General features: G+C 71.4%; 23 protein-coding genes and 2 pseudogenes. 5 read left to right on the top strand and 20 right to left on the bottom strand.

Annotation, left to right across the window (positions count from 1 at the left end; genetic code table 11):
* Positions 1–41: 41 nt before the first annotated feature.
* Positions 42–269 carry a hypothetical protein gene (locus FHR33_RS16810; RefSeq protein ID WP_183648349.1) on the top strand — a complete coding sequence of 76 codons (228 nt, stop codon included), beginning with the start codon at positions 42–44 and terminating at the stop codon, positions 267–269.
* Here FHR33_RS16810 and FHR33_RS16805 read toward each other — a convergent pair.
* The 14 genes and pseudogenes from FHR33_RS16805 to FHR33_RS16740 all read right to left on the bottom strand — a co-directional run bounded on the left by FHR33_RS16805 (position 263) and on the right by FHR33_RS16740 (position 14,040).
* The gene (locus FHR33_RS16805; RefSeq protein ID WP_183648346.1) at positions 263–1,012 is read right to left on the bottom strand and encodes a glucose 1-dehydrogenase; all 750 of its coding nucleotides are present in this window, start codon (positions 1,010–1,012) and stop codon (positions 263–265) included. The two genes, FHR33_RS16810 and FHR33_RS16805, sit on opposite strands and share 7 nt — an antisense overlap.
* Positions 999–3,050 (bottom strand): acetate--CoA ligase family protein, encoded by a 2,052-nt coding sequence (locus FHR33_RS16800; protein ID WP_183648344.1) that lies wholly within the window; start codon positions 3,048–3,050, stop codon positions 999–1,001. Before FHR33_RS16800 ends, FHR33_RS16805 begins: the two co-directional genes overlap by 14 nt.
* Positions 3,040–4,542, bottom strand: a complete 1,503-nt coding sequence (locus FHR33_RS16795) for a class I adenylate-forming enzyme family protein (protein ID WP_183648341.1) — start codon at positions 4,540–4,542, stop codon at positions 3,040–3,042. The genes FHR33_RS16800 and FHR33_RS16795 overlap by 11 nt, the downstream gene beginning before the upstream one ends.
* A complete protein-coding gene (locus FHR33_RS16790; RefSeq protein ID WP_246451946.1) occupies positions 4,539–4,853 on the bottom strand; it encodes a VOC family protein in 315 nt (104 codons plus the stop codon). The genes FHR33_RS16795 and FHR33_RS16790 overlap by 4 nt, the downstream gene beginning before the upstream one ends.
* Positions 4,850–5,200, bottom strand: coding sequence for a Zn-ribbon domain-containing OB-fold protein (locus FHR33_RS16785; RefSeq protein ID WP_183648336.1), 351 nt, complete (start codon positions 5,198–5,200; stop codon positions 4,850–4,852). Before FHR33_RS16785 ends, FHR33_RS16790 begins: the two co-directional genes overlap by 4 nt.
* 44 nt (positions 5,201–5,244) lie before the next feature.
* The gene (locus FHR33_RS16780; RefSeq protein WP_183648333.1) at positions 5,245–7,083 is read right to left on the bottom strand and encodes a serine/threonine-protein kinase; all 1,839 of its coding nucleotides are present in this window, start codon (positions 7,081–7,083) and stop codon (positions 5,245–5,247) included.
* A 232-nt stretch (positions 7,084–7,315) separates the two neighbouring features.
* Positions 7,316–7,742: pseudogene (locus FHR33_RS16775) on the bottom strand (alpha/beta hydrolase); the annotation flags it as partial.
* A gap of 26 nt (positions 7,743–7,768) precedes the next feature.
* Positions 7,769–8,275, bottom strand: coding sequence for a methyltransferase family protein (locus FHR33_RS16770; RefSeq protein ID WP_183648331.1), 507 nt, complete (start codon positions 8,273–8,275; stop codon positions 7,769–7,771).
* A gap of 73 nt (positions 8,276–8,348) precedes the next feature.
* A complete protein-coding gene (locus tag FHR33_RS16765) occupies positions 8,349–8,783 on the bottom strand; it encodes a DUF6463 family protein (protein WP_183648330.1) in 435 nt (144 codons plus the stop codon).
* Entirely contained in the window at positions 8,780–9,334 is a 555-nt protein-coding gene (locus tag FHR33_RS16760) for a TetR/AcrR family transcriptional regulator (RefSeq protein ID WP_183648328.1), read from the bottom strand. Before FHR33_RS16760 ends, FHR33_RS16765 begins: the two co-directional genes overlap by 4 nt.
* A 274-nt stretch (positions 9,335–9,608) precedes the next feature.
* Positions 9,609–10,853, bottom strand: a complete 1,245-nt coding sequence (locus FHR33_RS16755; protein ID WP_183648326.1) for a serine hydrolase domain-containing protein — start codon at positions 10,851–10,853, stop codon at positions 9,609–9,611.
* Between the two features lie 212 nt (positions 10,854–11,065).
* Complete coding sequence (locus tag FHR33_RS16750) at positions 11,066–11,473, bottom strand: hypothetical protein (protein WP_183648324.1); 408 nt, start codon at positions 11,471–11,473, stop codon at positions 11,066–11,068.
* 480 nt (positions 11,474–11,953) lie between these two features.
* Positions 11,954–12,868, bottom strand: coding sequence for a dihydrodipicolinate synthase family protein (locus FHR33_RS16745; protein WP_183648323.1), 915 nt, complete (start codon positions 12,866–12,868; stop codon positions 11,954–11,956).
* Positions 12,865–14,040, bottom strand: coding sequence for a mandelate racemase/muconate lactonizing enzyme family protein (locus FHR33_RS16740; RefSeq protein ID WP_183648322.1), 1,176 nt, complete (start codon positions 14,038–14,040; stop codon positions 12,865–12,867). Before FHR33_RS16740 ends, FHR33_RS16745 begins: the two co-directional genes overlap by 4 nt.
* 170 nt (positions 14,041–14,210) lie before the next feature.
* Between FHR33_RS16740 and FHR33_RS52640 the strand changes: the two genes are divergently transcribed.
* Complete coding sequence (locus tag FHR33_RS52640; protein WP_183648321.1) at positions 14,211–14,942, top strand: FadR/GntR family transcriptional regulator; 732 nt, start codon at positions 14,211–14,213, stop codon at positions 14,940–14,942.
* A gap of 1 nt (position 14,943) precedes the next feature.
* Here FHR33_RS52640 and FHR33_RS16730 read toward each other — a convergent pair whose 3' ends face one another.
* From FHR33_RS16730 to FHR33_RS16715, 4 genes are all read right to left on the bottom strand, one after another.
* Positions 14,944–16,191: a mandelate racemase/muconate lactonizing enzyme family protein gene (locus tag FHR33_RS16730; protein ID WP_221241132.1), complete on the bottom strand. Its 1,248-nt coding sequence runs from the start codon at positions 16,189–16,191 to the stop codon at positions 14,944–14,946.
* 64 nt (positions 16,192–16,255) lie between these two features.
* Entirely contained in the window at positions 16,256–17,101 is an 846-nt protein-coding gene (locus tag FHR33_RS16725; protein WP_183648311.1) for a carbohydrate ABC transporter permease, read from the bottom strand.
* 8 nt (positions 17,102–17,109) lie between these two features.
* The gene (locus FHR33_RS16720) at positions 17,110–18,060 is read right to left on the bottom strand and encodes a carbohydrate ABC transporter permease (protein ID WP_183648308.1); all 951 of its coding nucleotides are present in this window, start codon (positions 18,058–18,060) and stop codon (positions 17,110–17,112) included.
* The gene (locus tag FHR33_RS16715) at positions 18,060–19,337 is read right to left on the bottom strand and encodes an ABC transporter substrate-binding protein (protein ID WP_183648305.1); all 1,278 of its coding nucleotides are present in this window, start codon (positions 19,335–19,337) and stop codon (positions 18,060–18,062) included. The genes FHR33_RS16720 and FHR33_RS16715 overlap by 1 nt, the downstream gene beginning before the upstream one ends.
* A gap of 172 nt (positions 19,338–19,509) precedes the next feature.
* Here FHR33_RS16715 and FHR33_RS16710 point away from each other — a divergent pair, with 172 nt between their 5' ends.
* Both FHR33_RS16710 and FHR33_RS16705 read left to right on the top strand, forming a co-directional pair.
* Complete coding sequence (locus FHR33_RS16710) at positions 19,510–21,147, top strand: right-handed parallel beta-helix repeat-containing protein (RefSeq protein WP_183648302.1); 1,638 nt, start codon at positions 19,510–19,512, stop codon at positions 21,145–21,147.
* A gap of 30 nt (positions 21,148–21,177) precedes the next feature.
* Entirely contained in the window at positions 21,178–22,101 is a 924-nt protein-coding gene (locus FHR33_RS16705) for a hypothetical protein (protein ID WP_183648299.1), read from the top strand.
* 88 nt (positions 22,102–22,189) lie between these two features.
* On the opposite strand, the gene FHR33_RS16700 is transcribed toward FHR33_RS16705, so the two are convergent.
* Positions 22,190–23,176, bottom strand: coding sequence for a Gfo/Idh/MocA family protein (locus FHR33_RS16700; RefSeq protein ID WP_221241131.1), 987 nt, complete (start codon positions 23,174–23,176; stop codon positions 22,190–22,192).
* Positions 23,177–23,306: 130 nt separating this feature from the next.
* Here FHR33_RS16700 and FHR33_RS52635 point away from each other — a divergent pair.
* A pseudogene (locus tag FHR33_RS52635) lies at positions 23,307–23,639 on the top strand (Gfo/Idh/MocA family oxidoreductase); the annotation flags it as partial.
* 362 nt (positions 23,640–24,001) lie between these two features.
* On the opposite strand, the gene FHR33_RS52630 reads toward FHR33_RS52635, so the two are convergent.
* Positions 24,002–24,808 carry an alpha/beta hydrolase gene (locus FHR33_RS52630; RefSeq protein WP_312895567.1) on the bottom strand — a complete coding sequence of 269 codons (807 nt, stop codon included), beginning with the start codon at positions 24,806–24,808 and terminating at the stop codon, positions 24,002–24,004.
* Positions 24,809–24,847: the final 39 nt, after the last annotated feature.

Here is a 24,847-nt window from a genome sequence, read left to right as displayed (position 1 = left end):
TCGTTACCAACCGTTGGCGTGTTCTGTGGGTCTAACCCGAAGTGAAGATCCTCTACGGCACACTCGCGCTCATCGTGCTGGCCCAGGCGCTCTCCGGTGGCCTCGTGGGCCGCGCCGCGCCCGTCGAGGTCGCATGGCCGGCTCCGCCGCCGGCCCATGACGGCATCGCCTCGACGGGCAGGTGTCACCTCCTGCTCGCCGAAGGAGGACGGGACGGCCTGGCGGTCAGAGTCCAGGACGGCCCCGGCCTCCCGGCCTCGCGTCAGTAGCCCGCCCCGGTCAGCAGGCCTCCGTCCACGGTGAACTCACTGCCCGTGCAGTAGCTCGACCGGTCGGAGGCCAGGAACGCCACCACGTGCGAGACCTCGACGGGTTTCGCGAACCGCTTGATCACCATCGAGTTGATGAACGCCTCTCCGTCGACCTCGGCCATGAGGTCGGGGTCGGTCGCCATCGAGGTGTTGATCGCGCCGGGATGCACCGAGTTGACCCGGATCTTGAAGGGCGCCAGCTCGCGGGCGGCCGCCTTGGTGACCCCTCGCACGCCGAACTTCGAGGCCGCGTAGGCGGACAGGCCCGCAGCGCCGATGAAGCCCTCGATGGAGGAGATGTTGACGATCGCGCCGCGTCCAGCGGCCTTCATCGGCTCGATGACCGACTTCACACCCAGCCAGGTGCCCTTGAGGTTCACGTCGATGACCTGGCCGAAGTCCTCCAGCGGCATCTCGGCGATCCTGCGGAATCTGATGATCCCCGCGTTGTTGACCAGGACGTCGAGCTTGCCGTACGTCTCGAGGGCGGTCGCGACCGCGCGCCCCCACTCCGCCTCGCTCCTGACGTCGTGGCGCACGTAGGTCGCGCCGGTATCCTCGGCCAGCGCCTTGCCCTCGTCGTCGAGCACGTCCCCGAAGACGACCCTCGCGCCCTCCTCCAGGAACAGCCGCACGTGCGCCTCGCCCATGCCCCGCGCCCCGCCGGTGATCAGCGCGACCTTGCCGTCAAGCAGTCCCATCGGTGCCTCCGTGGAAACGTTGTCCGGCGGCGACGGCGATCGCGGCCGCCTCCATGGATCGGTAGACAGGTATCCCGGCTGCGGCGGCGATGGCCATGAGTTCGTCCTCGACGCCGGGCGGGGCGAACTCGCCGTTCCTGGTGACCAGCGTGACCCTGACGCCGCGGACCTCGCCGAGGTGGCGGGCGTAGGCGAGCAGGGGGTCTGCGGTGGTGCCGTAGGTGAAGAAGCTCTGCACGTTCACGTGCGCGACCACATCCCGGTACGGCAGGCGCCCGGTGATGGCGGTGATCACCTCTTTGACGAGGTCGGGTCTGGCTCGGGGGCCCACGGGGACCTCCAGGGGGTTGGCCAGCGAGCTGCCGGCGCCCAGGCCGAGCGCCCTGAGGTCGTCGAGCGCGTCGTCAGGGAGCGGGTCGAGGGTGAGCCCCGCCTCGTCGAAGGCGTCGGCGGCGAGCACGCCGGCGCCCCCGCTGGGGCCGACCACCAACACCCCGGCCGTCCGGCGCTCTCCCGGATCGAGGCCCCGCGGGGCGGGGGCCGGGTCGGCGAGCGGGCGGGGGGTGTGGGCCTGGAAGTAGGCGAGGGCGCCGATGAGGGCGTCCTGGGTGGTCACGAGGGTGGCGCCGGTCTGGTCGGCGAGGGCCTGCCAGATCCGCGCGTCGCTCACCATCCCGCCCGTGTGGGACGCGGCCGCCCTGCGCCCCTGGCCGCTGCGCCCGCCCACCAGCAGCACCACGGGCAGCGGGCAGGACGACAGCGCCGAGAAGAGGGCGAGGCCGTCGCGGGGGTCCTCCAGGTACAGCCCTACCGCCGAGGTCGAAGGGTCGCGGGAGAGCCACCCGAGCAGTTCGGCGGGCGTGACGTCGGCCGCGTTCCCCAGGGTGGCGACCCTGCTGAAGGCCAGCCCGCGACGCTCACCCACCTTGATCACCTCGCCCGCCAGCCCGCCACTCTGCGAGATCAGCGCGACGCTCCCCTCGGGCCCGACGCCGCCGCCCACGAACGTCTGCCGCCCCTTCGGGCAGTAGACGCCCATGCAGTTCGGCCCGAGCAGCCGCGTGCCCGCCTCACGGGCCGCCGCCACCAGCGCCTCCTCCAGGTCGGCGCGCCCCGCCTCGCCGAAGCCGCCGCTCATGACCTGCGTGTACGGCACGCCGCGCGCCTGCCGTACGACCTCGGCGCAGGCGGCGGCGGGCACCGCGACCAGCGCGTAGTCCACCTCGGCCGCCGCGAGGGTGGGCACCGCGGGCACCCCGTCGATCGAGGCGGCCGTCGGGTGGACGGCCACCACGGGCGTCCCTGCGGCGCGGTAGAAGTCGAGGAACATGTTCCCGAAGGCGGGCCTGCTCGTGGAGGCGCCCACCACGGCCACCGCTCGCGGCTCGAACAGCGGGGTGAAGTCGGCCGCGGCGCGCGGGGCGGCCGAGGGCGGGCGGGGGGAGGGGAGGTAGCGCGCGTCCACCGCGATCACCCCGGACGGCGTGGCGATCACCGGGTTGAGCTCGAACTCGCCCAGCTCCAGCCGCTCCCACAACCCGCCGGGACCGCCGAGCGTCATCAGCAGCTTCACCACGGCGTCCACGTCGACGGCGGGCCGGCCGCGGTAGCCGTACAGGAGGGCGGAGCCGCGCAGCGAGGCCAGCATGCGCCGGGCGTCGCTCTCGGAGACCGGGCACAGGCGCAGGGCGGTGTCGCGCAGCGCCTCGGTCCACACGCCGCCCAGGCCGGCCAGCAGGACGGGTCCGAAGGCGGGATCGCGGATCAGCCCGGCGATCAGCTCGACCCCCTCGGGGGCCTGCTCCTCCACCAGGAAGCCGTCGCCCAGCCGCTCGCGCATCTCGGCGACGGCGGCGCCCAGCGTGTCGTGGGTCAGGCCGAGCCTGACCCCTCCCGCGTCGGACTTGTGCAGCAGCCCCGCCGCCTTCAGCACCAGCGGCGCTCGCAGCGTGCCGGCGAGCGCGGGGTCGCGGACGCCGCGGGGCACCGGGACGCCCGCCTGCCTGAGCAGCTCCTTGACCTCGTGTTCAGTCCACAAGGTGCTGGTACTTCTCTCGGATCTCGCGCCGCAGCAGCTTGCCGGGGCCGCCTGAGGCGTCCTCGGCGTGCGGCAGCGACTCGGCGACCACGATCACGTCGGGCCGCTGGTGCGGCGGCAGCGTGTCGGCGAGCTCGAGTGAGAGCTTGGAGGAGTCGAGCGTCTGTCCGGCTCTCGGCACCACCGCCAGCAGGATTCTGCCGTCGCCGATCCCCACCGCGCCCGCCTCGGCCACGGGGTCGAGCGCGGTGGCCGCCTCCTCGACGGCGGCGGGCTGGGTCCATATGCCGCCCTTGAGTATCGCGTCCTCTCGCCGCCCGAGCACGCGCAGCACCCCGTCCGCCGACACGGTGCCGAGGTCGCCGCCGACGTACCACTCCCCACGCAGCACCTCGGCGGTCTTGTCGGGCAGCAGGTCGTAGCCCGACATCCGGTGCGGCCCCGCCAGGTTGATCTCACCGATCGTGTCGACGACGCGTGCGCCCGAGGGGTCGGTGACGGCGACCGCGCAGCCCGTGCGGGCCCTTCCCGAGGAGCCGAGCGGCGTGGAGCCGTCGTCCACCCTGCCCATGCAGGTGTAGGGGGCCTCGGTCTGTCCGTAGTAGGAGTAGACGCCCGCCTCGGGCAGGCGCTGCTTGATCCGGGCCAGCAGCGAGGCGGTCAGCGGCTCGCCGCCGAGCATGATGACCCTGATCGACGACAGGTCCACCGGTTCGTGCGCGGAGTCGCCGAGCAGCGCCGCGTAGAAGGAGGGGATCTGCGAGACGTGGGTGACCTTCTCGCGCGGGACGACCTTCAGGAAGTTGGCCGGGCCCCAGTCCTGCTCCAGGACCAGCCGCATCCCCGCGTAGAGCGCGGGCCCGACGATCGCGGGGAAGCCGATGCCCCAGATGATCGCTCCGGTGCCGAAGACCGAGCCGGGGGCGCGCGGCACGTCCAGCCAGATCTGCGCGGTGGCCAGCGACGAGGCGTGCGTGTGGACGACGGGCTTGGGCAGCCCCGTCGTGCCCGAGGTGTAGTAGAGCGCCAGCGGGTCGTCGAAGAAGGCGCCGAGAGGGGGCTCGCCCTCCTCGCCTGAGTCGAGGTCCTCGGCGGAGATCCACGTGGTGATCTCCGGCAGCGAGGGCCTGATCTCCTCGACGACGTGGGCCACGGTGGCGTCGTGGACGAAGGCCGTGCACCCGGAGGAGGCGACCACCGCGCGCAGCGTCTCCACCGGCCAGTACGGGTTGAGCGCGGCGGTGATCGCCCCGATCTTGGCCTGCGCGAGGTAGACCTCCGCCACCCTCAGCGTCTCGTTCAGCAGCGCGGCGACGCGCTGGCCCGGCCCTACCCCCGCCGCGAGCAGCGCGTGCGCACGCCGGTTGACGAGCCTGTTCAGCTCGTCGTAGGTGAAGCTCTGCTCGCCGCAGTAGGTGAGCGCGACCTGGTCGGGGTTTCTCGCCGCCCCCGACGTCAGGAGCGCGTGGCCGTAGTTGCCGTAGGGCGTCATCGAGAACCTCCTGGGGAGTAGAGCACGAAGAGGTTTCCTGAGGGGTCGCGCAGGACCGCGCGCGTCTCGTGCGGGCCGGCCTCGGGGCCGCGCACCAGCGCACCGCCCCTGTCCAGGAGGTCCTGTACGGCCCGCGCCAGGTCCTCCGTCTTGAGGCAGACGGCCGTGGAGCCGGTCAGGTGCTCGTCAGGTCCCGCCAGCCCGATGCCGCCCTCCAGCAGCGCGAACCTGTCGCCGTCCCTGAACCGCACGGGCAGCCCGTAGAACTCGATCGCCTTGCCGACGTCCTCCACGGGGATGAATACGTTCATGCGGGCCTCCATTGCGGTAGTTCGTCGCGGAAGGTCACCCGTACCGGCATGCCGACGCGCACCCGCTCGGGTGGGCACTGCACCACCTGGCCGAGCACGCGCGCCCCTTCGGGCAGGTCCACCCAGGCCAGCACGTACGGCTCCCGCCCCATGAACTCCCCGACGAACGAGCGGTGGACGACGGTGAAGGTGTGCACGACGCCCTCGCCGCCGACCGGTTCGAAGGGGAGGTCGCCGCCGCCGCACCAGGGGCACTCGGCGGCGGGCAGGTGGACCCGTCGCCCGCAGGCCGTGCATCGCTGAATGACCAACTCGCCGCGCGCGCAGGCGGCCCAGTAGGCGTCCATCGCCTGCCAAGCTAGCGCACGCTTGGTTGGGTCACAAGAGCGGGCTAGGAGTCCTCCTGACGGGGCAGGTCGCCCTCCGAGGCCTGCTCGCCGGTCGGGTTCCCGTCGGGCTCGGGCTCCTGCGCGGGCGGCTCGGCGGTGATCCTCGGCGCGGGCGCCGTCGAGGGCGGATCGGGGACCGTGGCGGGCGCGGTGGTCGAAGAGGAGGAGGCGGGAGGGGAGAGGCCGGCGGTCGTGGAGGAGGACGTGGGAGCCGACGCGCGGTCCGACGGGCTCTCGCACGGCGGGCCGTCCACCGGCACCTCGGAGATCTGCGGCCCGTTGGCCGCGGCCCGCTCGGTCTGCACGATCAACCCGAAGTGGGCGCGCTTCCCGCACGCCACCGTGCCGAGGTCGCGCAGCAGCGCGACGGTGTAGGAGGTCTTGCCCGACAGCTGCTTGACCTCCTCGTGGAGGGTCCGCGAGGGGCCTTCGCCGTCCCTGCGGGTGTAGCTGACGCGCAGCCGTACCGGGCCGGTTCCCTCGGCGGCGATCCGCACCGCGCCCGCGGACCCGCTCCAGGTGACGATGTCGGCCGACGTGACCGCGGGTGACAGCGCCGCCGCCCTGCCCGTCGTCCCGGTGGGGGAGGGCGCGCTGGAGGACGGCGGCGAGGTCGGCGGGGTGGGAGGGGCGGCGGGCGCCGTGCTCCTCGGCGTCGTCGTCCTCGGCGCCGCCGTCGTCGGAGCGGGGGTCCTGACAGGCGTCGGAGCGGCGCTTCTCGACGTCTTGGGGGTGGAGCGTCTCGTCGCCGCCGGTTCGGAGTCGACGGGGGTGGCCCCCAGCTCGAAGGGCGACCTGGGGGGAGGGGCGAGGAAGGTGCCGGGGTCGGGCAGCCGTCCGCCGCTGAGCAGCAGCGCGATCAGCGTCGCGGCCAGCGCGCCGCCCGCGATCCAGAGGTGGGGCGGCAGCCTCGGCATCCGCCACTGCCTGACCAGCGCGCCCTTGACCGGCGCCTCCTGCGGCGAGCCCGGGTTGGCCAGCGGGTAGTGCAGCGCGAGCAGCGTCGCCAGCTCGCCCAGATGCCTGCGTCCCCGCTTCTCCCACTCCGCGCCGAACCCCGTCACGGCGGCCACCTCGAGCTCGGCGGCGAACTCCCTGGCCGAGCGGGGCCGGCCTGCGGGGTCCTTGGCCAGCCCGCGCCTTAACAGCTCGCGCACCGCCTCGGGCACCACCTCCACGGGCACGGGCTCCACCAGGTGCTTGTCGCGCAGCGCCGCCACGTCGGGCGCCCGGTACGGCTGCCGCCCCGTGACGCACTCGAACAGCACGCACGCCGCCGCGTACAGGTCGGCCAGCACGCCCGCCGCCCCCTGGGTCCACAGCTCGGGCGCCATGTACGGCGGGCTGCCTGCGGGCACCCCCGGCTCCTCCACGTGCACCGCGAGGCCGAAGTCGGCCAGCTTGCTGGTCCCGTCGGCCTGGACCAGCACGTTCTCCGGCTTGACGTCCCTGTGCGCGATACCCCGCTCGTGTGCGGCGGCCAGCCCGAGCAGCGTCCCCTTCAGCACCACCAGGGCGGCCTCGGGGCTGGTCCTGCGGTGCTCGGACAGGATCGCCCGCAGCGACACGCCGTCGACCAGTTCCATCACCACGGCGGTCCTGGTCGGGGTCTCGACGTACTCGTAGAAGCGCACGACGTTGGGATCGTCGATCTCCACGAGGCCGGGCGTCTCGGCCCCGTACCGGGACATGAACTCCTCGTCCCTGCGCAGCGTCGCGTTCAGGTACTTGATCGCCACGTATGCGCCCGTGGACTGGTAGGTGGCGAGGAACACCCGGCCGGTACGGCCGGCGCCCAGCTGACGTACTTCGCGGTAACCCGGAACCAATCCAGCCCCCATGCGCGCGCGTGCTCAATGGTTCGACGGTCTCACCCGGGGTTCTGGTTGTCACGAGTCACACTATTTCGCCCAACGTCAACGAGAATGACCCTCCGTAGCCGTCTCGGTCACTCTGTGACGTAGCGCGACCGCGAGGCGCTCCACGGCCGGCTGCTCGCACCGGCCGGGCGCGGACCGCCTCCCGCCGGAACGCCGCGTGATGTCGTCCCGGCAGGGAGGTCGCTCTGTCCTGTCAGGAGTCGGTGCCGAGGAGCTTGCGGATGAAGGCGGTGGAGACCTCCAGCGCCGCCTGGTTGGCCTGGGTGTCACGCAGCAGGTCGACCATGACGAAGTCGTGGACCATCCCCTGGAAGCGGATCGCGGTGACGGGGACGCCCGCCTCACGCAGCTTGTTGGCGTGGGCCTCGCCCTCGTCGCACAGCACGTCGGCCTCGCCGGTTCAGGACCATCGCGGGCGGCGGCCCCCGGAGATCGTCCAGGCCGACGTCGCCGCGCTCCTTCGCCATGATCGCCAGGACGGCGGCCATGTTGCCGCCGACGGAGTCGCCCGCGACCACCATGCGGGAGCCGTCCAGGCCCTTCTCCGCGCCCTTGTTCACCACCCACTGGGCGGCGGCGTAGTTCTGCTCGATCACCGTCGGGTACTTCGCCTCGGGCGATATTGATGGCGAGTTCGGCCACGCGGTCATGGCCGGTAGGGGCGCAGGCGCGGCCACCAGCCGGGCACCTTCGAGCGGTAGCTGTCGTAGTCGGCGCCGAACTTCGCCCGCAGCGTCGGCTCCTCGTACCAGCGGACGAACGCGACGACGGGGACGGCCACCACCGCGACGTAGAGCAGCAGCGAGGGCTGGCCGAGCAGCATCGCCTGCCCGATGACCGCCGAGAACACCGCCACGTACATGGGGTTGCGCACGTACCGGTAGAGACCGCCGACCACCAGCCGTTCGGGCGGGGCGGCGGGGAGCGGCGTGCCGAGCCCCTCGACCACGAACCGCGCGAACGCGTTGACGATGACCGCCGCGCCCGCCAGGACCAGGAGCACCCCGAGCACCCTGAGCGGGGTCATCGGCCAGCCGGGCAGCGGGCTGCGCGACTCCCAACCGGTGATCCACCACGGGACGAGGACGGCGACGGTGCCGGGGGCGGCGGCGAAGAAGAGGGTGCTGACGACGGCCGCTGGTGTCCTGCGCATGAGATCGCCTCTCCACGCCCTAATTCACTACATGATGAGTTTAGGTCGGGTGTGGAGAGGCGTCAATGCAGGATCACGGACGGTCGGCTGTCGTCCCCTCGGCCCGCCGGTGCTCCTTGACGGCGGCGAGCTTGGGACGGCGCGCGGCCACCAGCCCCAGCATGCCGATGACGACCATCGCCCAGCTCCCCGTCACGGGGAAGTAGATGACGCACAGCGGCACCCCGATGACGAGCATGTACCAGCCGACCTGCGCGGGCAGCCGGCCTGTCGCGCGCACCACGTGGAGGGAGAGCGTGCCGATGGCCAGCATCGCGAAGCCCGAGGCCATGAACCAGATGCTCGCCTCGTGCACGAAGTAGTCGGCGGCCTCGGAGTCGACGTTGGTGGCGAAGAAGCCCTCACGTGCGATGACCGCCCACGAGTTGGGCTGGGCGAAGGCCCACACGAAGTGGAGCACCGCCGTCGCGATGATCAGCCGGGGCACCCATCGGGCCAGCGCGTTCACTCGCTCCTCCTCTCCTGCGGCGCCAGGCGCAGGGCCAGCGCGTAGATCTCCTTCAGCTCGCCGGCGGACACGGGAGGAACCACCTGCTGCGCCCCCACGAGCACCAGGTAGAGCAGGCGCCCCATGGGCCCCGCGTCGTCCTCGGAGCCGCCGAGCTCCCGCCACAATGAGCGCAGATAGTCGACGCGCAGCTGGTCGACGCGTCGCTGCAGCGCCCGGGCCTCCGCGTCCTGCAGGGCCCACGCGCGTACCGCGATCTCCAGGTCGTGGTCGGTGTCCTTGTCGTCGAGCACCAGGTTGAGCAGGTGGTACAGCTTGGCCTGGGCGCTGTCTCCCGCGCTTTCCGCGCCGTCGATGTAGCGGCCGGTGTGCTCGCTCTCGAAGTGCTCGAGCAGGTCGCTCTTGTACCTGGCCATACCCCCGAAGTGATGGTAGAAGGAGCCCTTGGTCAGGTTGAGGTGGGCGCACAGCCGCTCGATGGTCAGCGCGGGCGCGCCCTCCTCGCTCAGAACCTCCAGGCCCGCTTCCAGCCAGTCACGTTTACTTGCCATGCCATAACCGTACCATACGGAATGGTATGGCGATCTGCCTCGGGCGGGCACGGATGGGCGTGTGGGGTTCACGGCGGCGATCACATCCGACGCGGTGTCGTGTCAGCGGCCGTGTCAGCACGGGCCCGGGATCAGGGCTTCTGAGAAGAACAGCGGCCGGGCCCCCTGCGGGGGGCCCGGCCGCCCTTCTTTCAGAGGGTGATCCCGGTCGCCTGGTGGAACCGTCGGGGCATGGCCCAGCAGGCCCGTCGGCTGGGCCGTCCCGGCCGTCCCGTCAGCCGATCCGGCGCCCGCCGCAGAACACCTCCTGGACGAGTCCGTCCACCAGCTTCTGGAAGTCCTTCGCCGGGCCTCTCGTGACCTCGTCCACCCAGGTCACCGAGGCGGTCAGGGTCCTCTTGCCGTCGGGCGAGCTGTACATCAGCGCCCCGTAGCCGTGCGGGGGGCTGCCGTTGTGCTGGTAGACGGTGCCGCAGTCCGGGCCCAGGTCCTGCACGAACAGCCCGAGACCGTAGCCCATCTTCGGGTGCGGCTCGCGCATCTCGGCCAGCAGCTCGGGCGGCAGGAGCTTGCCGCCGTTCAGGGCCGAGAAGAACGTGTGGAGATCCTTGGTGGTCGAGATCAGGTCCCCTGCGCCGGCCAGCAGCGAGAGGTTCTGCCGGGAGATGTCGACCGTCTTCCACTGGCCGGCGTCCTGGTAGCGGTAGTAGCCGTGGGCGTGCGGCCCGGGGAGCCGCGTCCGGTTGCCCGGCACGGCGGTGCCCCGCATCCCGAGCGGCCGCAGGATGCGCCGCTGCAGCTCCTCGGCGTAGGAGCGGCCGGTGACCTTCTCGATCAGCAGCAGGGCCAGCGTGTAGTTGGTGTTGGAGTAGTTCTGGTCCGTCCCCGGCTCGAACCGCGGCTGCTTGGACAGCGCCAGCCGGACCAGCTCCTGCGGCCGGTAGGTCTTGAACCGGTTGGCCAGCCATGCGTCGCCGGTGGCGGGGATGCCCGGCTTGACCGTGCCGTCTTCGAAGTACTCGCCGGTGTAGTTGAACAACCCGCTGGTGTGCTGCAGCAGCATCCGCACGGTGATCCGCCGGTCCAGACCGAGCTCGGCCATGTAGCCGGCCACCGGGGCGTCCAGCCCGATCGTGCCCTCGGCCACCAGTTGCAGCACCAGGGTGGCGGTGATGGGCTTGATGACGCTGCCGGTCCAGAAGCTTCCGTTCGTCGGCGGCTTGGCGCTCTGGCCCAGCTTGCGCACCCCGGCGCTGCCGGTCCACTCGCCCCGCTGGTCGTTCACGCGCAGTTGCACCCCGGCGAAACCGGCGTCGACGAACGCCTGCATGGCCTTGTGGAGCTCCGGGCGGTCCTGCTCGGCAGCGGCCTTCGAGTCGGCCCCGCTGTCGGCTGCGGCCGTCCCGGTGGTGGCCGCCCCGGCCAGCAGCGCCGCCGCCAGCGCGCCGACCGCCACGCGCCGCGAGACCCTGCCGCGCAGCCTGGTCGCCGTGATCGCTGATGGGGACTGGGTCTTCATTGTTCCTCGTCTCTGGTGTCGCGCTCAGGCGAGAGCTCGCCGAGCGACTCGGGGTCGATGGGGGTGGGCCGGGCCGCGGGCGCGACGAGCAGCGCGGAATCCTGTCGGCGGCGATGCGCCGGCCGCCCAGCCGTCGGGTGTGGCCCGGATGGACCTGGTCGTCCATGCAGGCGGCGTCGACCAGGGCGAGCGGGCCGCTGGTCGACGTGCCGTCAGGCGGCGTCGAGGGCCTCGGTGATCTTGCGGGTCATCTCGGCCAGGGTGGGGCTGAGCGGGCCCCGGTGCGTGCGGGCGGCTGCGTCGATGGCGATGATGACGGTGTTGCGGAAGTTGTCGGCTTCGGCGGGGTTGTGCTGCTTGAGCAGGGTCATGGCTTCGGTCAGGGCGGGGAGGACGTGGTCGGCGAGTGCGGCGGTGGTCTTGCCGTACAGGTGGATGTCGTTGGACTTGGCGGCGAGGATGTGGCCGACCAGGCCGGTGGCGGAGGACAGGGCGATGGAGCCCTCGGTGGCGCTCTTGTGGGGTGAGCCGGTGGCGTCGGCGGCGGCCATGAGGGAGACGGCGCCGTAGGCGGCGGTGCGCAGGGTGGCCTTGTCCTGATCGGTAAGGGTGAGGGACATGGTGGTGTGCTCCTTCGAATCTGTTGCGACATGCAAGGGAAAGGACGTTGCTGGAAGGGGGTCCTGCTGGTGAGCGGTTCGCCGTCGCTGAACCGTTCATGGATCCACCATCGCCGTTGGGTCTGATACCGGGCCGCTACCGTCCTGACATGGCCGCTGACACGACACGTCGCATGGTCGGTGGCTGGTCACCCCACCCAGCGCCGGCGCCAGGGCCACTCCGGTGATCGGCTCCAGTGAGGGCCGCAGAGGGCGGCCTCAGTGAGCGACGGTGACCGGGGTCTGCTGCCGGGTCGAGGGGGCGGTGTGGGCGCCGCTCGTGCGGCCGCGCAGCAGGATCAGGGCCGGTACGGCGGCGCCGAGCACCCCGGCGGCGATGGGCGGCGCCGTCCCAGGGCCATCCCGAAGGGGGCTGACAAGCAGGCCACGGGGGAGCAGGGCGTTCCTCAGGCGCTGGACGCGAATGGCCGGTCGAAATGCTCAGCTCGGTGGGGTCGAGGTCGCGTGATGGGGTGGTGCGGCCTGGAGTGTCTTCTCCAGCATGCTCAGTTCCGCGGGGTCGAGGTCGCGCAGCGGAGGGCGGCAGAAGCCCGCGGGCCGTCCCCAGATCCGCAGCAACCCCCGGTAGAGGGCCAGGTCGCTCACGCCCCGCACCGCGGGATCGGTGACCAGGCGGCGCAGAGGCAGCAGGCGGGCCCAGACGTCGCGGGCCCGCGGCAGGTCGCCCGCGCCCACCGCCTCCCACAACTCGACGGCCGTGGCGGGCGCGACGTTCAGCAACCCGCTGATCCAGCCGTGGGCGCCGCCCGCCATCGCCTCGAGCGGGGCGGTGAAACCGCCGTAGAACGCGCGGAACCCCTCGTCGGTGGCCGCGCGCAGCTCGTGGATCTGGTGCACGGTCGGCAGCGTGCTCTTGACCCCGCTCACCACGCCCTCGCGGTAGAGCCCCGCGAGGTCGGCCGTGGTCAGGGGGTCGGTCGCGGCGTTGGCGGGGATGTTGTAGACCCACAGCGGCAGGTCCGTGGCGGCCGCGACGCGACGGTAATGGCCGAGGACCTCCTCGCGCGAGGGTCGCTGGAAGTACGGCAGGACGACGAGCGCGGCCGCCGCCCCCGCCTCCTGCGCGTGCCTGGTCAGCGCGATCGTCGCGGAGGTCGCGTAGGTCCCCGTCCCGGCGAGGATCGCCACCCTGCCCGCCACGGCCTCGACCGCCACCTCGAGCAGCCGCCGTCGCTCGGCGTCGGTGAGGGCGACGAACTCGCCGCTGGTCCCGCCCACGACCAGGCCGTGGACGCCCTCGGTGACGAGCAGGTCGAGGTGCGCGGCGGTGGCGTCCTCGTCGAGTCGCCCTTCGGCGTCGAACATGGTCAGCGCGGCCGGCCAGACGCCTCTCACCTGGTGCCTCCGCGGTCGTACTCGGGCCTGAACGGGTGCTTGACGAGCTCCTCGATCCGCAGGCGCGGGCCGAGGCCGGGCTCGTCGGAGACCAGCCACTCGCCGCCGCTCACCCGCGGGGGGTCGTCGGTGTAGCGGTCCCAGAAGACGAGCTGCTCGGGCGTCAGCATCGACTCGGAGATGAGGAGGTTGGGCAGCGTGGCGGCCAGGTGCCACGTGGCCGCGCTGGCCAGCGGCCCGAACGGGTTGTGGAAGGCGATGGAGACGGCGTTCGCCTCGGCGAGGGTGGCGATGCGCTTGGCGGCGGTGATCCCGCCGCAGAAGATGACGTCGGGCTGGGCCACCGCGACCGCGCGCTGTTCGAGGAAGGGCGCGGCGGCGTACGGGCCGGCCCACCGCTCGCCCGAGGCGATCGGCGTGGTCGAGCGCCTGGAGACCTCGGCCAGCCACTCGGGGCGCTCCGGCGGCACCGGCTCCTCGATGAAGGTCAGGTGGTACGGCTCCAGCACCTCGCACAGCCGTACCGCGTTGGCGACGTTCAGCCTGCCGTGGCAGTCGAGCATCAGGTGCACATCGGGGCCCGCAACCTCGCGCGCGGCGGCGAAGTACTCGGCCAGCAGCGGCCAGATCCAGTTGGGCAGCAGCTCGGTCTCGGTCTGCCTGGCGGGGATGGCCGCCGGGGTCTCGTGGTGGACGCTGGAGACCTTGGTGTAGAAGCCGGGCAGCGTGGTCTTGATGGCGGTGAAGCCCATCGCGATGCGGTCGGCCACCTCCCGGGCGAAGGTCTCGGGGGTCTCCGTCGCCCTGGCATGGGTGTAGACCGGCACGCTGTCGCGGAACTTCCCGCCGAGCAGGCGGTGGACGGGCACACCGAGCGCGCGCGCGTTGAGGTCCCACAACGCCACGTCGATGGCCGACATCCCGATCGTCAGCAGCGTGCCGCCGAGGAAGGAGTCGCGGTACATCCGCTCGGAGTGCTGCTCGATGCGGGTGGGGTCCTTGCCGACGAGGTACTCGCCGAGCTCCTCGACGATCGCGGAGACCGTCCTGGTGCGGCGGCGCATGGCGACCTCGGCCACGCCCTCCACGCCGTCGTCGGTCTCGATGCGGACGTAGATGGCGTTGTAGTAACCGAACTCGACGATCCACTGCCGGACGGCGGTCACGCGCATGCGCTGGCTCCTCAGGTGGGGTGCCCTCATCCTCCGAAGAGAAAGGACCTAAGTCAAGGGTCGGAAGTCGCCTACGGCCGCCGTCGTTGGGCCACCGCACAAAAGCGGGCCTGACGAAGGGGTTCCATGGTCTACGATGACGTGGAACATAGGTCTTTAGTGGAGGTGTCGTGCCAGAGTCATCCGGGCCCAGCGGTGCGCTCCCACGCGACCGCGAGCCTCTCGGCGCCCGCGTCGCCGCTCTGATCACCGAGCACATCGGACGCCACGGGCTCGCCGACGGCGACGAGCTCCCCTCCGAGGCGAAGCTCGCCGAGGAGTACGGCGTGAGCCAGCGCATCGTGCGCGACGCCCTGCGCGCGCTCAGCCAGCAGGGGGTCATCCGCACCCGCCAGGGCAAGCGCGCCGTGGTCAGCGAGCTGCGCCCGGTGGCCGTGCACAGCTACTTCAAGCTCGCCATGGAGGCCGACGGCTCGGCCATCGACGAGCTCATCGAACTGCGCCTCGCTCTCGAGACCAAGGCGGCGGGGCTGGCCGCCACCAGGATCTCCCCCGAGGAGCTCGAGCGGCTGCGGAGCCTGCTCGACGAGGCCGAGCAGGCGGGCGACGACCTGCGCAGACGGGTCGAGCTCGATCTGGCCTTCCACATCGGCATCGTCAAGGCGGCCCGCAACCGCTTCTTCGGCGGGGTGATCGAGGCGCTGTCCGACGTGCTGGCCACCGAGCGCGAGCGGGGCAAGGAGCTGACGGAGATCCTCGGAGAGTCGCACGCGGAGAGCGACGCCGAGCACAGGGCCCTGCTGCTCGGTCTCGGCACCGGCGACGCGGCGCTGGCCGAGCAGCAGATGCGCACCCACCTGGAGCGCGTCCAGCGCACCTTCCGCGGCGACGGCCCTGAGTGAGCTACTCCCAGACGGGCGCGCGCTCCGCCTGCCGGTAGAGCGCGTCGAACTCCGCCGTGCCGTCGTCCTCGCGCACGTCCAGGCTGGCGCCGCGCGGCTGGACCGGCAGGTTGCCGACATGCCTGCACTCCTCGAACAGCTGCTTGATGCCCGCGTAGCGGCGCACCCGCCCGTCGCCGAGGTGGAAGCCGAGCAGCCGTCTGGGCGGCGTGGGGGTGAACCCGTCGGGCACCCGCCAGCGTTCCAGCGCGTCCTCGTCGAGGGTGACGCCGAGTCCTGGCCCCTCGGGGACCCTGGCGTAGCCGCCGCGGATCTCGATCGGCTCGGTGATCAGGTCGTCGGCGTAGACGTTGAGGCAGGTGACGGCGGGCCAGCGGGCATGGGTGAGCACCGCGCCGAGGTGCAGCGTCCACGCCGTGGTCAGCCCTGGCCCGACGATCTGCAGGAGCAGGTCCTTGTTGAAGGCCGCCGCCTGCAGCCCCTGGGCCAGGGTGCCCGCCACGCCCGCGTTGCACGACACGAAGCCGTCGACGGCGTCCTCCCTCATCCACACGGGGAACAGCGCCTTGTTGTAGTGCTCGGCGACCGGCCTGTTCACCCTGGCGCGGACGGCCTTCTGCCCCGCCACGTCCGACTGCAGCACCGGCGACTCGTACATGCCCACGCGCGGCTGCCGGTCCAGCTCGCGCAGCACCTCGATCGCCTCGCCCGGCGTGCGCAGCATGCCGTTCCAGTCGAGGTCGAGCACGTAGGTCTCGGGCGTGACGGCCGAGAGCGCGGCCACCTGCTCGTGGACGTCGAACCATGGCCTGGCCTTGAGCTTGTGGGCGAGGTAGCCCTCGGAGAGCGCGTCCTCGGCCTCCTGCGCCAGTACGGAGGGCGGCATCTTGGTGCTCCACCAGGCCAGCGGGCACCACTGGCGCACCATCGGCTGGCCGAGCAGTCGGTGCACGGGCACGCCGAGGGCCCTGCCGACCACGTCGTAGAGCGCCATCTGCAGGCCGGCGCCGAGCGAGTCGTCGGCCATCAGCTCGGCAGGGTGGTGCTCCACCACGCGGGCGGCGCTCTCGTCGGTGGTCCTGGCCCAGGTGTAGTGCGGCAGGCTCTCGCCGTACCCGACCAGGCCGGGGGAGTTCGTGCGGACGCGCACCACCTCCACCACGCCGAACTCCGAGACCAGGATGTCGTTCCACGGCCGTGAGCGCTCCCTGAAGGGGACGTGCAGGGTGATGCGCTCGACAGCGGTCACACGCAGGCTCGTCGAGGTCCACCGTGATGTCGGCGACGCTGCCGACCAAGAAGATCGTTTCATGTCACTTCCCGTATCCGGCGGCGATGCCCTCGATGAGACGGCTGCTCATCCACAGGTACAGCAGCAGCAGGGGGATGACGACGATGCAGATCCCCGCGAACAGCACCGACCAGCGGGCGCCGGTGTACTGCATCGTCTGGATGAAGTTCAGCAGCGTCAGGGAGATCGTCTTCTGCTCCCGCAGGAACGACAGGGCGAAGAACGTCTCACCCCAGTCGCCGATGGCCTGCAGGATGAACAGCGCGATCAGCCCCGATCTGGTCAGCGGCAGCATGACGCGCCAGTAGGTGTGGTACGGGCTGGAGCCGTCCAGCGCGGCGGCCTCCTCGAGCTCACGGGGCAGCGAGGCGAAGAAGGCGGTGAGGAAGAAGACCGAGAAGGGCAGGTTCGTGGCGATGTAGACGATCAGCAGGCCCGCCAGCGAGTCGATCAGCCCCATCCGGTCGAGGCCGAGGTAGATCGGGATCATGATGGCGGGTCCAGGGATGCCGAGCCCCATCGCGAAGAAGACGGTGACGGGGCCGGACAGCCGCCAGCGGAAGCGCGACAGCACGTAGGCGGCGGGCGCGGCCAGCAGGATCGTGCCGAGACCGCTGCCCGTCACCAGCAGCAGCGAGTTGAGCACGCCGTCGCCGAAGGCGGCGGAGGTCCAGGCCTCGCCGTAGTTGCCCCACTGGAGCTCGGACGGCAGGCCCCACGGGTCGTGGACGACCTCCCTGGTGGTCTTGAGCGACGACAGCGCCATCCAGCCGACCACGAACAGGTCGAAGACGGCCAGCGACCAGGCCAGCGGCATCGCCAGGAGGAACAGCGGGCCGCGGCTGCGCCGTACGGTGCGGGTGGTCATGCGGCTCCTCAGTAGTCGGTGCGCTCGCGGCGGCCCATCACCCTGCGGACCAGCAGGGTCAGCACGACGGTGAGGACCATGGTGAGGACGGCGGCCGCCGAGGCGATGCCGTACCTCGGGACGCCGTCGGAGGGGAAGGCGCCGGCGTAGGCGTAGACGGAGAAGGTCCACAGCCCCGTGGGCGGCAGGCTGCCGGTGGCTCCGGCGAAGACGAGCACGAACTCGAAGGTCTTCAGCGCGCCGATCGCCCACAGCACCGCGCACACCCCGATGACGTCCCACATCAGCGGCATGGTGATGTGCCAGAACCTGCGCACCGCCGAAGCGCCGTCGAGCTCGGCCGCCTCGTAGAAGGCGCGGGGGATGCGGTCGGCGGCGGCCATGAAGATCACCGTGTACGTCCCCGCCGCCAGCCACGTCATGCCCGCCATCACGGTGGTGAACATGTTCTCCGGTGCCAGCCACAGCGGCGGCTCCGCCACGCCCAGCGCCTCGAGCACCGAGTTGGCCAGCCCGTCGGGGTCGAGCATGAACCCCCACAGGATGGCGATCACCAGCCCCGGCACCAGGCTCGGGAAGAACACCACGGCGCGCACGAACTTCCTGCCGACCATGTCCTGCAGGAGCATGGTCAGCACGAAGGAGATGAGGAAGACGGCGCCGCCCACCCCGAAGAGGATCTTCATCGTGTTCACGAACGACTGGCCGAAGACCGGGTCGGCGATCATCTCGGTGTAGTTGCCGAGCCCCGCCCACTCCATCGGCCCCGCGCCCGCCCAGTCGTTGAAGCTGATCCAGACGGTGAAGACGCTCGGCACGATCATGACGAGCGCGTAGACGAGCAGCGCGGGCAGCAGGAAGGGGCCGATCATCCGCCGCCTGGCCGCCTCGAAGGGCCCGATGCCCTCCACCCGTACGGCGGGCCGCGCCGCCGTACGTTCCAGGACGGGAGTGGCCATCAGCCCTTCGACTTCCAGTACGCGGCGGCGTTCTCGGCCATCTTCCGGGTGAACCCGGCCGCGGTGATCTTCCCGAAGAGCAGTTCGTCGCTGAGCGGCAGCAGCACCTTGGCGTTGAAGTCGCCGACGTCGACCACGTCCGCCTTGTTGATCTCCCCGCTGTCGAGCGCCCGCTTCAGGTCGGCGACCTGCGCGGCGGCGGGCACGTCCTTGCGCACCGACATCTCCAGCGCCACGCTCGAGACCTTCTCCTGGTACTTCTTCTGCAGGAAGAAGGTCAGGAAGCGCTTGGCGTCGGCGGCGTTGCGGGCCTTCTCGGGAATGCCGAACCCGGTGGTGGTGACGTTCATCGTGGGGGTTCTGCCCTCCACCGAGGGGAAGCGGAAGGCGCGGAACTCGAAGCCGGGGTCGGCGTAGGGCGCGACCTCCTTGGGCAGGTAGGTGCCCTGGTAGAGGAAGTCGGACTCCCCGCCCGCCCATTTCTGCTGCATGGCGGGGAACTTGGTGGCGTTGAACCCGGCGGGGAAGTAGCCGCCCTTGGCCAGCGACTCGACCATCGTGGCGGCCTTCAGCACCTCGGGGCTGAGCCAGCCCCGCCCCGTCCGGTCGGGGGCGAGCGCGTGCCAGCCCTCGTCGCCCATGAGCGCGCGGGCGAAGTGCTCCAGGTAGCGCACGTTGTAGTTGGGGATGCTGCCGTCCTGCCCGAGGGGGCTGCGGCCCTTGGCCTGCTGCCCCCTCAGCACGGCGGTGAAGTCCTCCCAGGTCTTCGGCGGGGCGGTGACCAGTTCGGGGAAGGTCCTGCCGTTGAAGAACCAGCCGTAGGTCGAGACCTGGTAGGGCAGCTGGGTGACCACCCCGTCGGCCGAGGTGGCCATCCGCCCGTAGGCCTCGCCCACGGTGTCGGCGACGGTGGCCTGCTCGCCGTGGACCTTCGCGCCGTAGACGTCGGACAGGTCGAGAGCGGCCTTGGTGGCGGCGAACTGCCTGGTCAGCTCCCTGTTGTTGCCCTCCACCAGGTCGGCGGGCACATTGTCGGTGTTCAGGCTCGGCAGGAGCGTCTTGACCGCCGCACGGCCCTTCCACTGGGTCCTGACCCTGACCCCGGTCTCCTTCTCGAAGTCCTTGGCGGCCTCGGCCAGCACCTTCTGGTTGGGCTCGCCCTCCGACCACATGCTCCAGATCGTGATCTCCTTACCCGTGCCACCCGGCTGACCGCCGCACGCGGCCAGCAGGCAGACGGCGGCGATGATCGCGGTTCCACCTCGGCTGATCATCATGGGCACCGCCCTCTCTTAACTAAGACATAGGACAGATGTGTGTGCCCACCGTACAGCGCATCGGCGTGCGGTCAAGAGGCGTTCCGGCGAGGCCGATTCCTTGACGGAGGCTGTCGCGGCGGTTACATTCCGGCCAAACCTTCTGTCCTAGGTCCTAACGAAAGGCTCTGCGGTGACTGCTCAGGAAACCCCCCGCCGCCGCGTGCTCGCGGGACTCGGCCTGCTCGGCGCGGCCGTCACGGTCCCTCTGGCGGCGGCCACGCCGGCCGAGGCGTCCCTCACCAAGCCCAACGATCTCAACGCCTACCCCGCCACCGCCTACGGCGCGGTCGCCGACGGCGTGGCCGACGACGCCGCCGCCCTGCAGCGCGCCATCGACGCGGCCGCCGCGGCGGGCGGCGGCACCGTCCACCTGGCCGCGGGTCACCGCTACCTGATCGGCACGTCGCTGAAGCTCAAGAGCGGGGTCGCGCTCGTCTCGGACAGGTCGAGGGCGTCGATCGTGCTGACCGCCGGGTACGGCGAGCCGCAGGTGATCTCCGCCACGGGCGTCTCGACCGTGGCCCTGCGCAATCTGAAGATCATGTGCGACGAGCGGCCCTCGCTCGTGGCCGGCGTCCTGGTCACCGGGGCCACCGACGTGCTCGTGGACAACCTGCACGTGGAGGGCATCAACGCGGGCAGCTACGACATCGAGACCGGCGTGGCCTCCAGCGCGCTCATCAGGTTCCTCAACTCCCACCGCGTCCAGATCACCGGCTGCAGGGTGACCAAGGCGTACGTCGGGATCAACGTCGCCGGCAACTCCAGCCACGTCACCATCGACGACTGCGACGTCCACGACGTCACGCAGTTCGGCGTGCACGTGCTCGGCAACGCGACCAGCCACACCGAGCACCTGACCGTCAGCAGGTGCCGCCTGGAGCGGATCGGCGGCACCTTCCCGCAGGTCGGCTACCCGATCTACATCACCGCGGGCGGCAACAAGCAGAGCCTGCACAAGCACCGCTTCGTCCGCGCGATGGACAACAGCGTCGTCGGCAACCGCAAGGCCTACGGCAAGGGCGGCAACGCCGACCTGCTGGCCGTCTACGACATCTTCGACGGCGTCTTCGAGCGCAACGTGCTCTTCTACGGCGGCGACGCGGGACTGTCGACCGACCGCTGCCGCAAGCTGGTGATCGCCAACAACATCGTCGGGTACTGCAACACCGTCGGCATCAACGTCTGGCAGAGCAACGACGTCACCGTCGTCGGCAACGTGGTCTACAACAACTACCAGAACTACGGCGGCGGCCTGAGCGTCGAGGCGCGCGGGGGGATCAGGACCTACGCGCGCGCGGGCTTCAAGGCGGAGAACGTGGTCATCACCGGCAACCGCTGCTTCGACGACCAGCAGACCAAGACCCAGGACTACGGCATCTTCATCCACGAGCGCACCAAGGGGGTGGACATCGGCGCCAACACCCTCACCGGCAACAAGGAGGGCATGTTCAGGACGGGGTCGAAGGAGAACATCACCTATTCCTTCGTCGTGACGCTGGACGCGCTGCCGACCACGGGCTACTGGGAGAAGGGCATGGTCGTCCAGCTGCGCGACCCGGCCCCTGGGCAGCCGCTGCGGTGGGTGTGCGTCGTGGCGGACACGCCGGGCACCTGGCGTCCCGAAGCGGCCCAGGACGTGCCCGCCTCCATCACGGCCGTCCCCTCCTACCAGGGGCAGCTGGCCCTGCAGGGTGCCGCCCTCTACGTCGCCACCGGCACCGCCTCGGCCGCCGACTGGCGCAAGGTCGCCGACCTGCCCGCCTGACCACCGCTCCCGCGACGGAAGGACGGCCGAGTGGAACGTCGATCGATGCTGATGGCCGGCGCGGCGGCGGTGGCCGGCGCGCTCACGGCGGGACGGTCGAGAGCCGAGGCCGCGGCTGCCTCGAACCTGTACCTGCACCGGCGTAACCCGGCTGAGCTGCGGATCTGGACGCGGCGGCCCGGCCACCGCTGGATCCGCTACGACCTGAAGCGTTTCGTCGACACCTCGATCCACCTGGACGCCTGGAGGGTGCAGGAGGTGGCGGCGGTGCTGCTGTCGGCCGACGCTCCGGGCCCCGGCGTGAGCGAGACCGGCACGCGCAGGCTCACCACCGGCGCCAACTACGAGTACGCGATCAAGTTCGTCGGCGAGGCGCATGTGACGGGCTCTCACGGCTACGAGAGATTGCGGGACTTCCTGCCCCTGCTCGACGGCAGGCCCGCCCCGAGCGCCGAGTACACCCCGGGAGAGGAGTTCGAGCTGGCCCAGGAGAACATCGTCCACGACAGGTCGAAGGCCGAGGTCGCGGAGGTGCGCGTCAGACACGTGATCACCCCCGAGGGGCTGCGCCTGCGCTGGGACCTCGACTGGAGGGCGGAGCGGACGGTGGACGCCGCCTACGGGGCGATGCTGCCCGCGGTGAACGAGCCGGACGTGAGCAGCGCGTGCAGGTTCACCGACAGGGCCCGCACGCAGGCGCCGGGGCCTGGCGCGCACGCCGACGCTCCCGGCGTGCAACTGTTCAACGCGCTCAACGGCGCGACCCTCTCGGTGGAGGTCGGGCCCGACTTCTTCGACGGGTACGCCAGGTCGGCGGGCCATGGCATCTGGGTCTACACGGGTGTCTACAACAAGGCCTATCCGACCAGGGTGTATCCGGGACAGCAGGAGGTGGTCACGCCCGGTACGACCTGGCGGCTCGACGCCTCCTACCGCTTCGGCCACCCCACGTGACCTCGGCCCTCCCTCCCCAGGACCGGAAACCTCCGCCCTCCCTCCCCAGGACCGGAAGGGGAGGGAGGGCCGAGGCCGTACCCGCTGGTCAGCCCGGCTTGACCGGGCCACCCGAGCGGGCCGACTCGTAGACGGCCAGCACCAGCGCCAGCGCGGCGCGGCCGTCGGCAGAGGTGACCTCGGGGGCCCTGCCCTCCGCCACGGCGGAGACGAAGTCGGCCAGTTGCCGGTGATGCGCCTGCGCTCCCAGCCGCTGCCCTGGCTCGGTTCTGTCCTCCTCGCCCACCTTGAAGGAGACCAACACCTCGTTCTCCACGACGGCGTGCCCCCTGTCGCCGTGCACCGACACCCGCACGCTGGCGCCGCCGTGCGCGGCGGTGGTGGCGAACAGCCGTCCCAGGGCGCCGCCCGCGAACCGCACGGCCGCGACCGCGGTGTCCTCCACCTCGATGCCCTCGTGCGCGAGCAGCCCCGCGTACGCCGACACCTCCACGGCGGGCCCGAGCAGGGCCAGCATCAGGTCGACGACGTGCACGCCCTGGTTCATCAGCGCGCCGCCGCCGTCCAGCGCCCAGGTGCCGCGCCAGCCGCCCGAGTCGTAGTAGGACTGCGGGCGCCACAGCGTCACCTCGGCCGCGCCGGAGGTGAGGCGGCCGAGCTCGCCCGCCTCGATCGCCGCCTTGAGCCGCAGGAAGGACGGCTCGAACCGGCGCTGGCTGATCACCGTGACGGTCCTGCCCGACTCGCGCTCGGCCGCGATGATCCGGTCGGCGGCCTCCAGCGTGATGTCGATCGGCTTCTCGATGACCACGTGCTTGCCCGCCCGCAGCGCCGGCACCGCGGCCTCGGCGTGCAGGCCGCTCGGCACGCAGACGACGACCGCGTCCACGTCCTGCCTGGCATAGAGCTCGGCGAGGTCGTCGTGCGCGTCCACGCCGTGCTCGGCGGCCAGCCGCGGGGCCCGTTCCAGGTCGGTGTCCGCCACGGCGACCAGCTCGGCCGTACCGTCCATGGCGGCGATCAGCCTCGCGTGCAACGCCCCGATGACCCCGCATCCAACGATCCCGAATCGCACGGCTCTCCTTTCCATAGATATGACCTAGGACTCTAGTTCTGTGCCGGAAAAGGGTCAACAAAACCGACGGAATGACCTACAACTGTCCTATGTCATACGATCAGCGGAGACAACGGAGAACGGAGCAGCCATGCGAGTGGGCATCATCGGCAGCGACAACACCCATGCCGATCACGCCGTCAGGCACCTGAACGAGGAGCGCGCGCTCGGGGCCGCGCGCGTCGTCGCGGTTCACGGCGGCACGGGAGAGAGGGCCGAGCAGCTCGGGGTTCCGAGGCGCGTGGAGCGCCCTGAGGAGCTGATCGGCCTGGTCGACGCGGTGATCGTGATGGACAGGGACGGCTCCCTGCACAGGAGCCACGCCGAGCCTCTGCTCAGGGCGGGCATCCCGGTCTTCGTCGACAAGCCGCTGGCGACGACGGTCGCCGACGCGGAGGCGATCCTGGAGGCGGCCCGCGCCGGGGGCGCGCCCGTCACCTCCTTCAGCGCGCTGCGCTGGAACGCGGCGCTGGAGGAGCTGTCGTCCGAGGTGGGCGAGTTGCGCGCGGTGGTCGCCACCGGGCCCGTCCAGCGCGACAGCCCGTTCGGCGGGGTCGGCTTCTACGGCGTGCACGCGGTCGAGCTGGCCCTGCACCTGCTGCCCACGCCCACCGCCGCGCCCGTCGTGTCGGTGCTGGAGGGCGCGGTCCTCGCCACCGTGCGGGCGGGGGACGCGCACGCCGTGATCAACCTGGTCGAACGCGACGCCTCGACCGCCGTGCCCTTCCACCTCCAGGTGGTCGGGGCGAAGGCCGTCGCCGCCGATCGGCTGCTGCTCGGCAAGGACTACACGCTGCCCTCGCTGCGGCGCTTCGCCGACATGGTGGACACGGGGGAGTGGCCGCTCGGAGCCGACGACCTGCTGGCGCCGGTCCGCGTGCTGGAATCGGTCACCGAGGCCGTGAGGAACGCCTCGATCTCCGCCTGAGCGGCGGCCGAGCCCTCGGAGCCGGTGCGGTAGAAGAAGCCGTGCTCGGCGCCGGGCAGGGTCACGACCCTGGCGGAGGGCAGCAGGGCGGCCAGGGCGTGGACGTGGGCATGCGGGAAGAAGCGCTCCTTGCCGACCACGACGAACAGGAAGGGCGGCGCTCCGGCGTGGGCGAGCGCCCCGGGGTCGGCCGCGTCGCCCCCCTCCTCCGCGAGCCGCTGGACGGCCGGCCCGATCTCCGGGTGCATGCCCTGCCAGGGGAACGGCGTGCCAGGCCCGTTGAGGCTCACGCACGCCAGCGGCGCCTCGCCCTCGCGGTGGCCGGCAAGGGCGAGCAGCGTGGCCAGATGCGCGCCCGCCGAGCTGCCGACCAGGGCGACGGGCAGCTCGCCGAGCAGCCCCCTCAGGCGGTGGTAGCCGTCGGCCACGTCCGCCGTCATCTCCGCCAGCCGCCCGCCGACCCGGTAGCCGAGCGACGCGCTCACTGTGCCCTTGCCCGCCGCCGCGCGCATCCGCTCGTGCCACTGCTCCCTGGCGCCGCCTGTCCAGCCGCCGCCGTGCACGAAGCAGAGGGCGTACGGCGCGCGCACCCGCGCCGGTTCCAGCAGGTCGAGGCGGCGTCGCTCGGAGGCGACCGGGTCGTACGGCAAGCTCACGATCTTCACGGCGCTCCCTGCGTGTGGTGCAATGGTAGCTCCGAAGAT

This window comes from Nonomuraea dietziae, assembly GCF_014195505.1.
GTDB classification, from domain to species: Bacteria; Actinomycetota; Actinomycetes; order Streptosporangiales; family Streptosporangiaceae; genus Nonomuraea; species Nonomuraea roseola.
The sequence above is the reverse complement of the archived record's forward strand: the minus strand, read 5'-3'. Positions and strand labels throughout refer to the sequence as shown.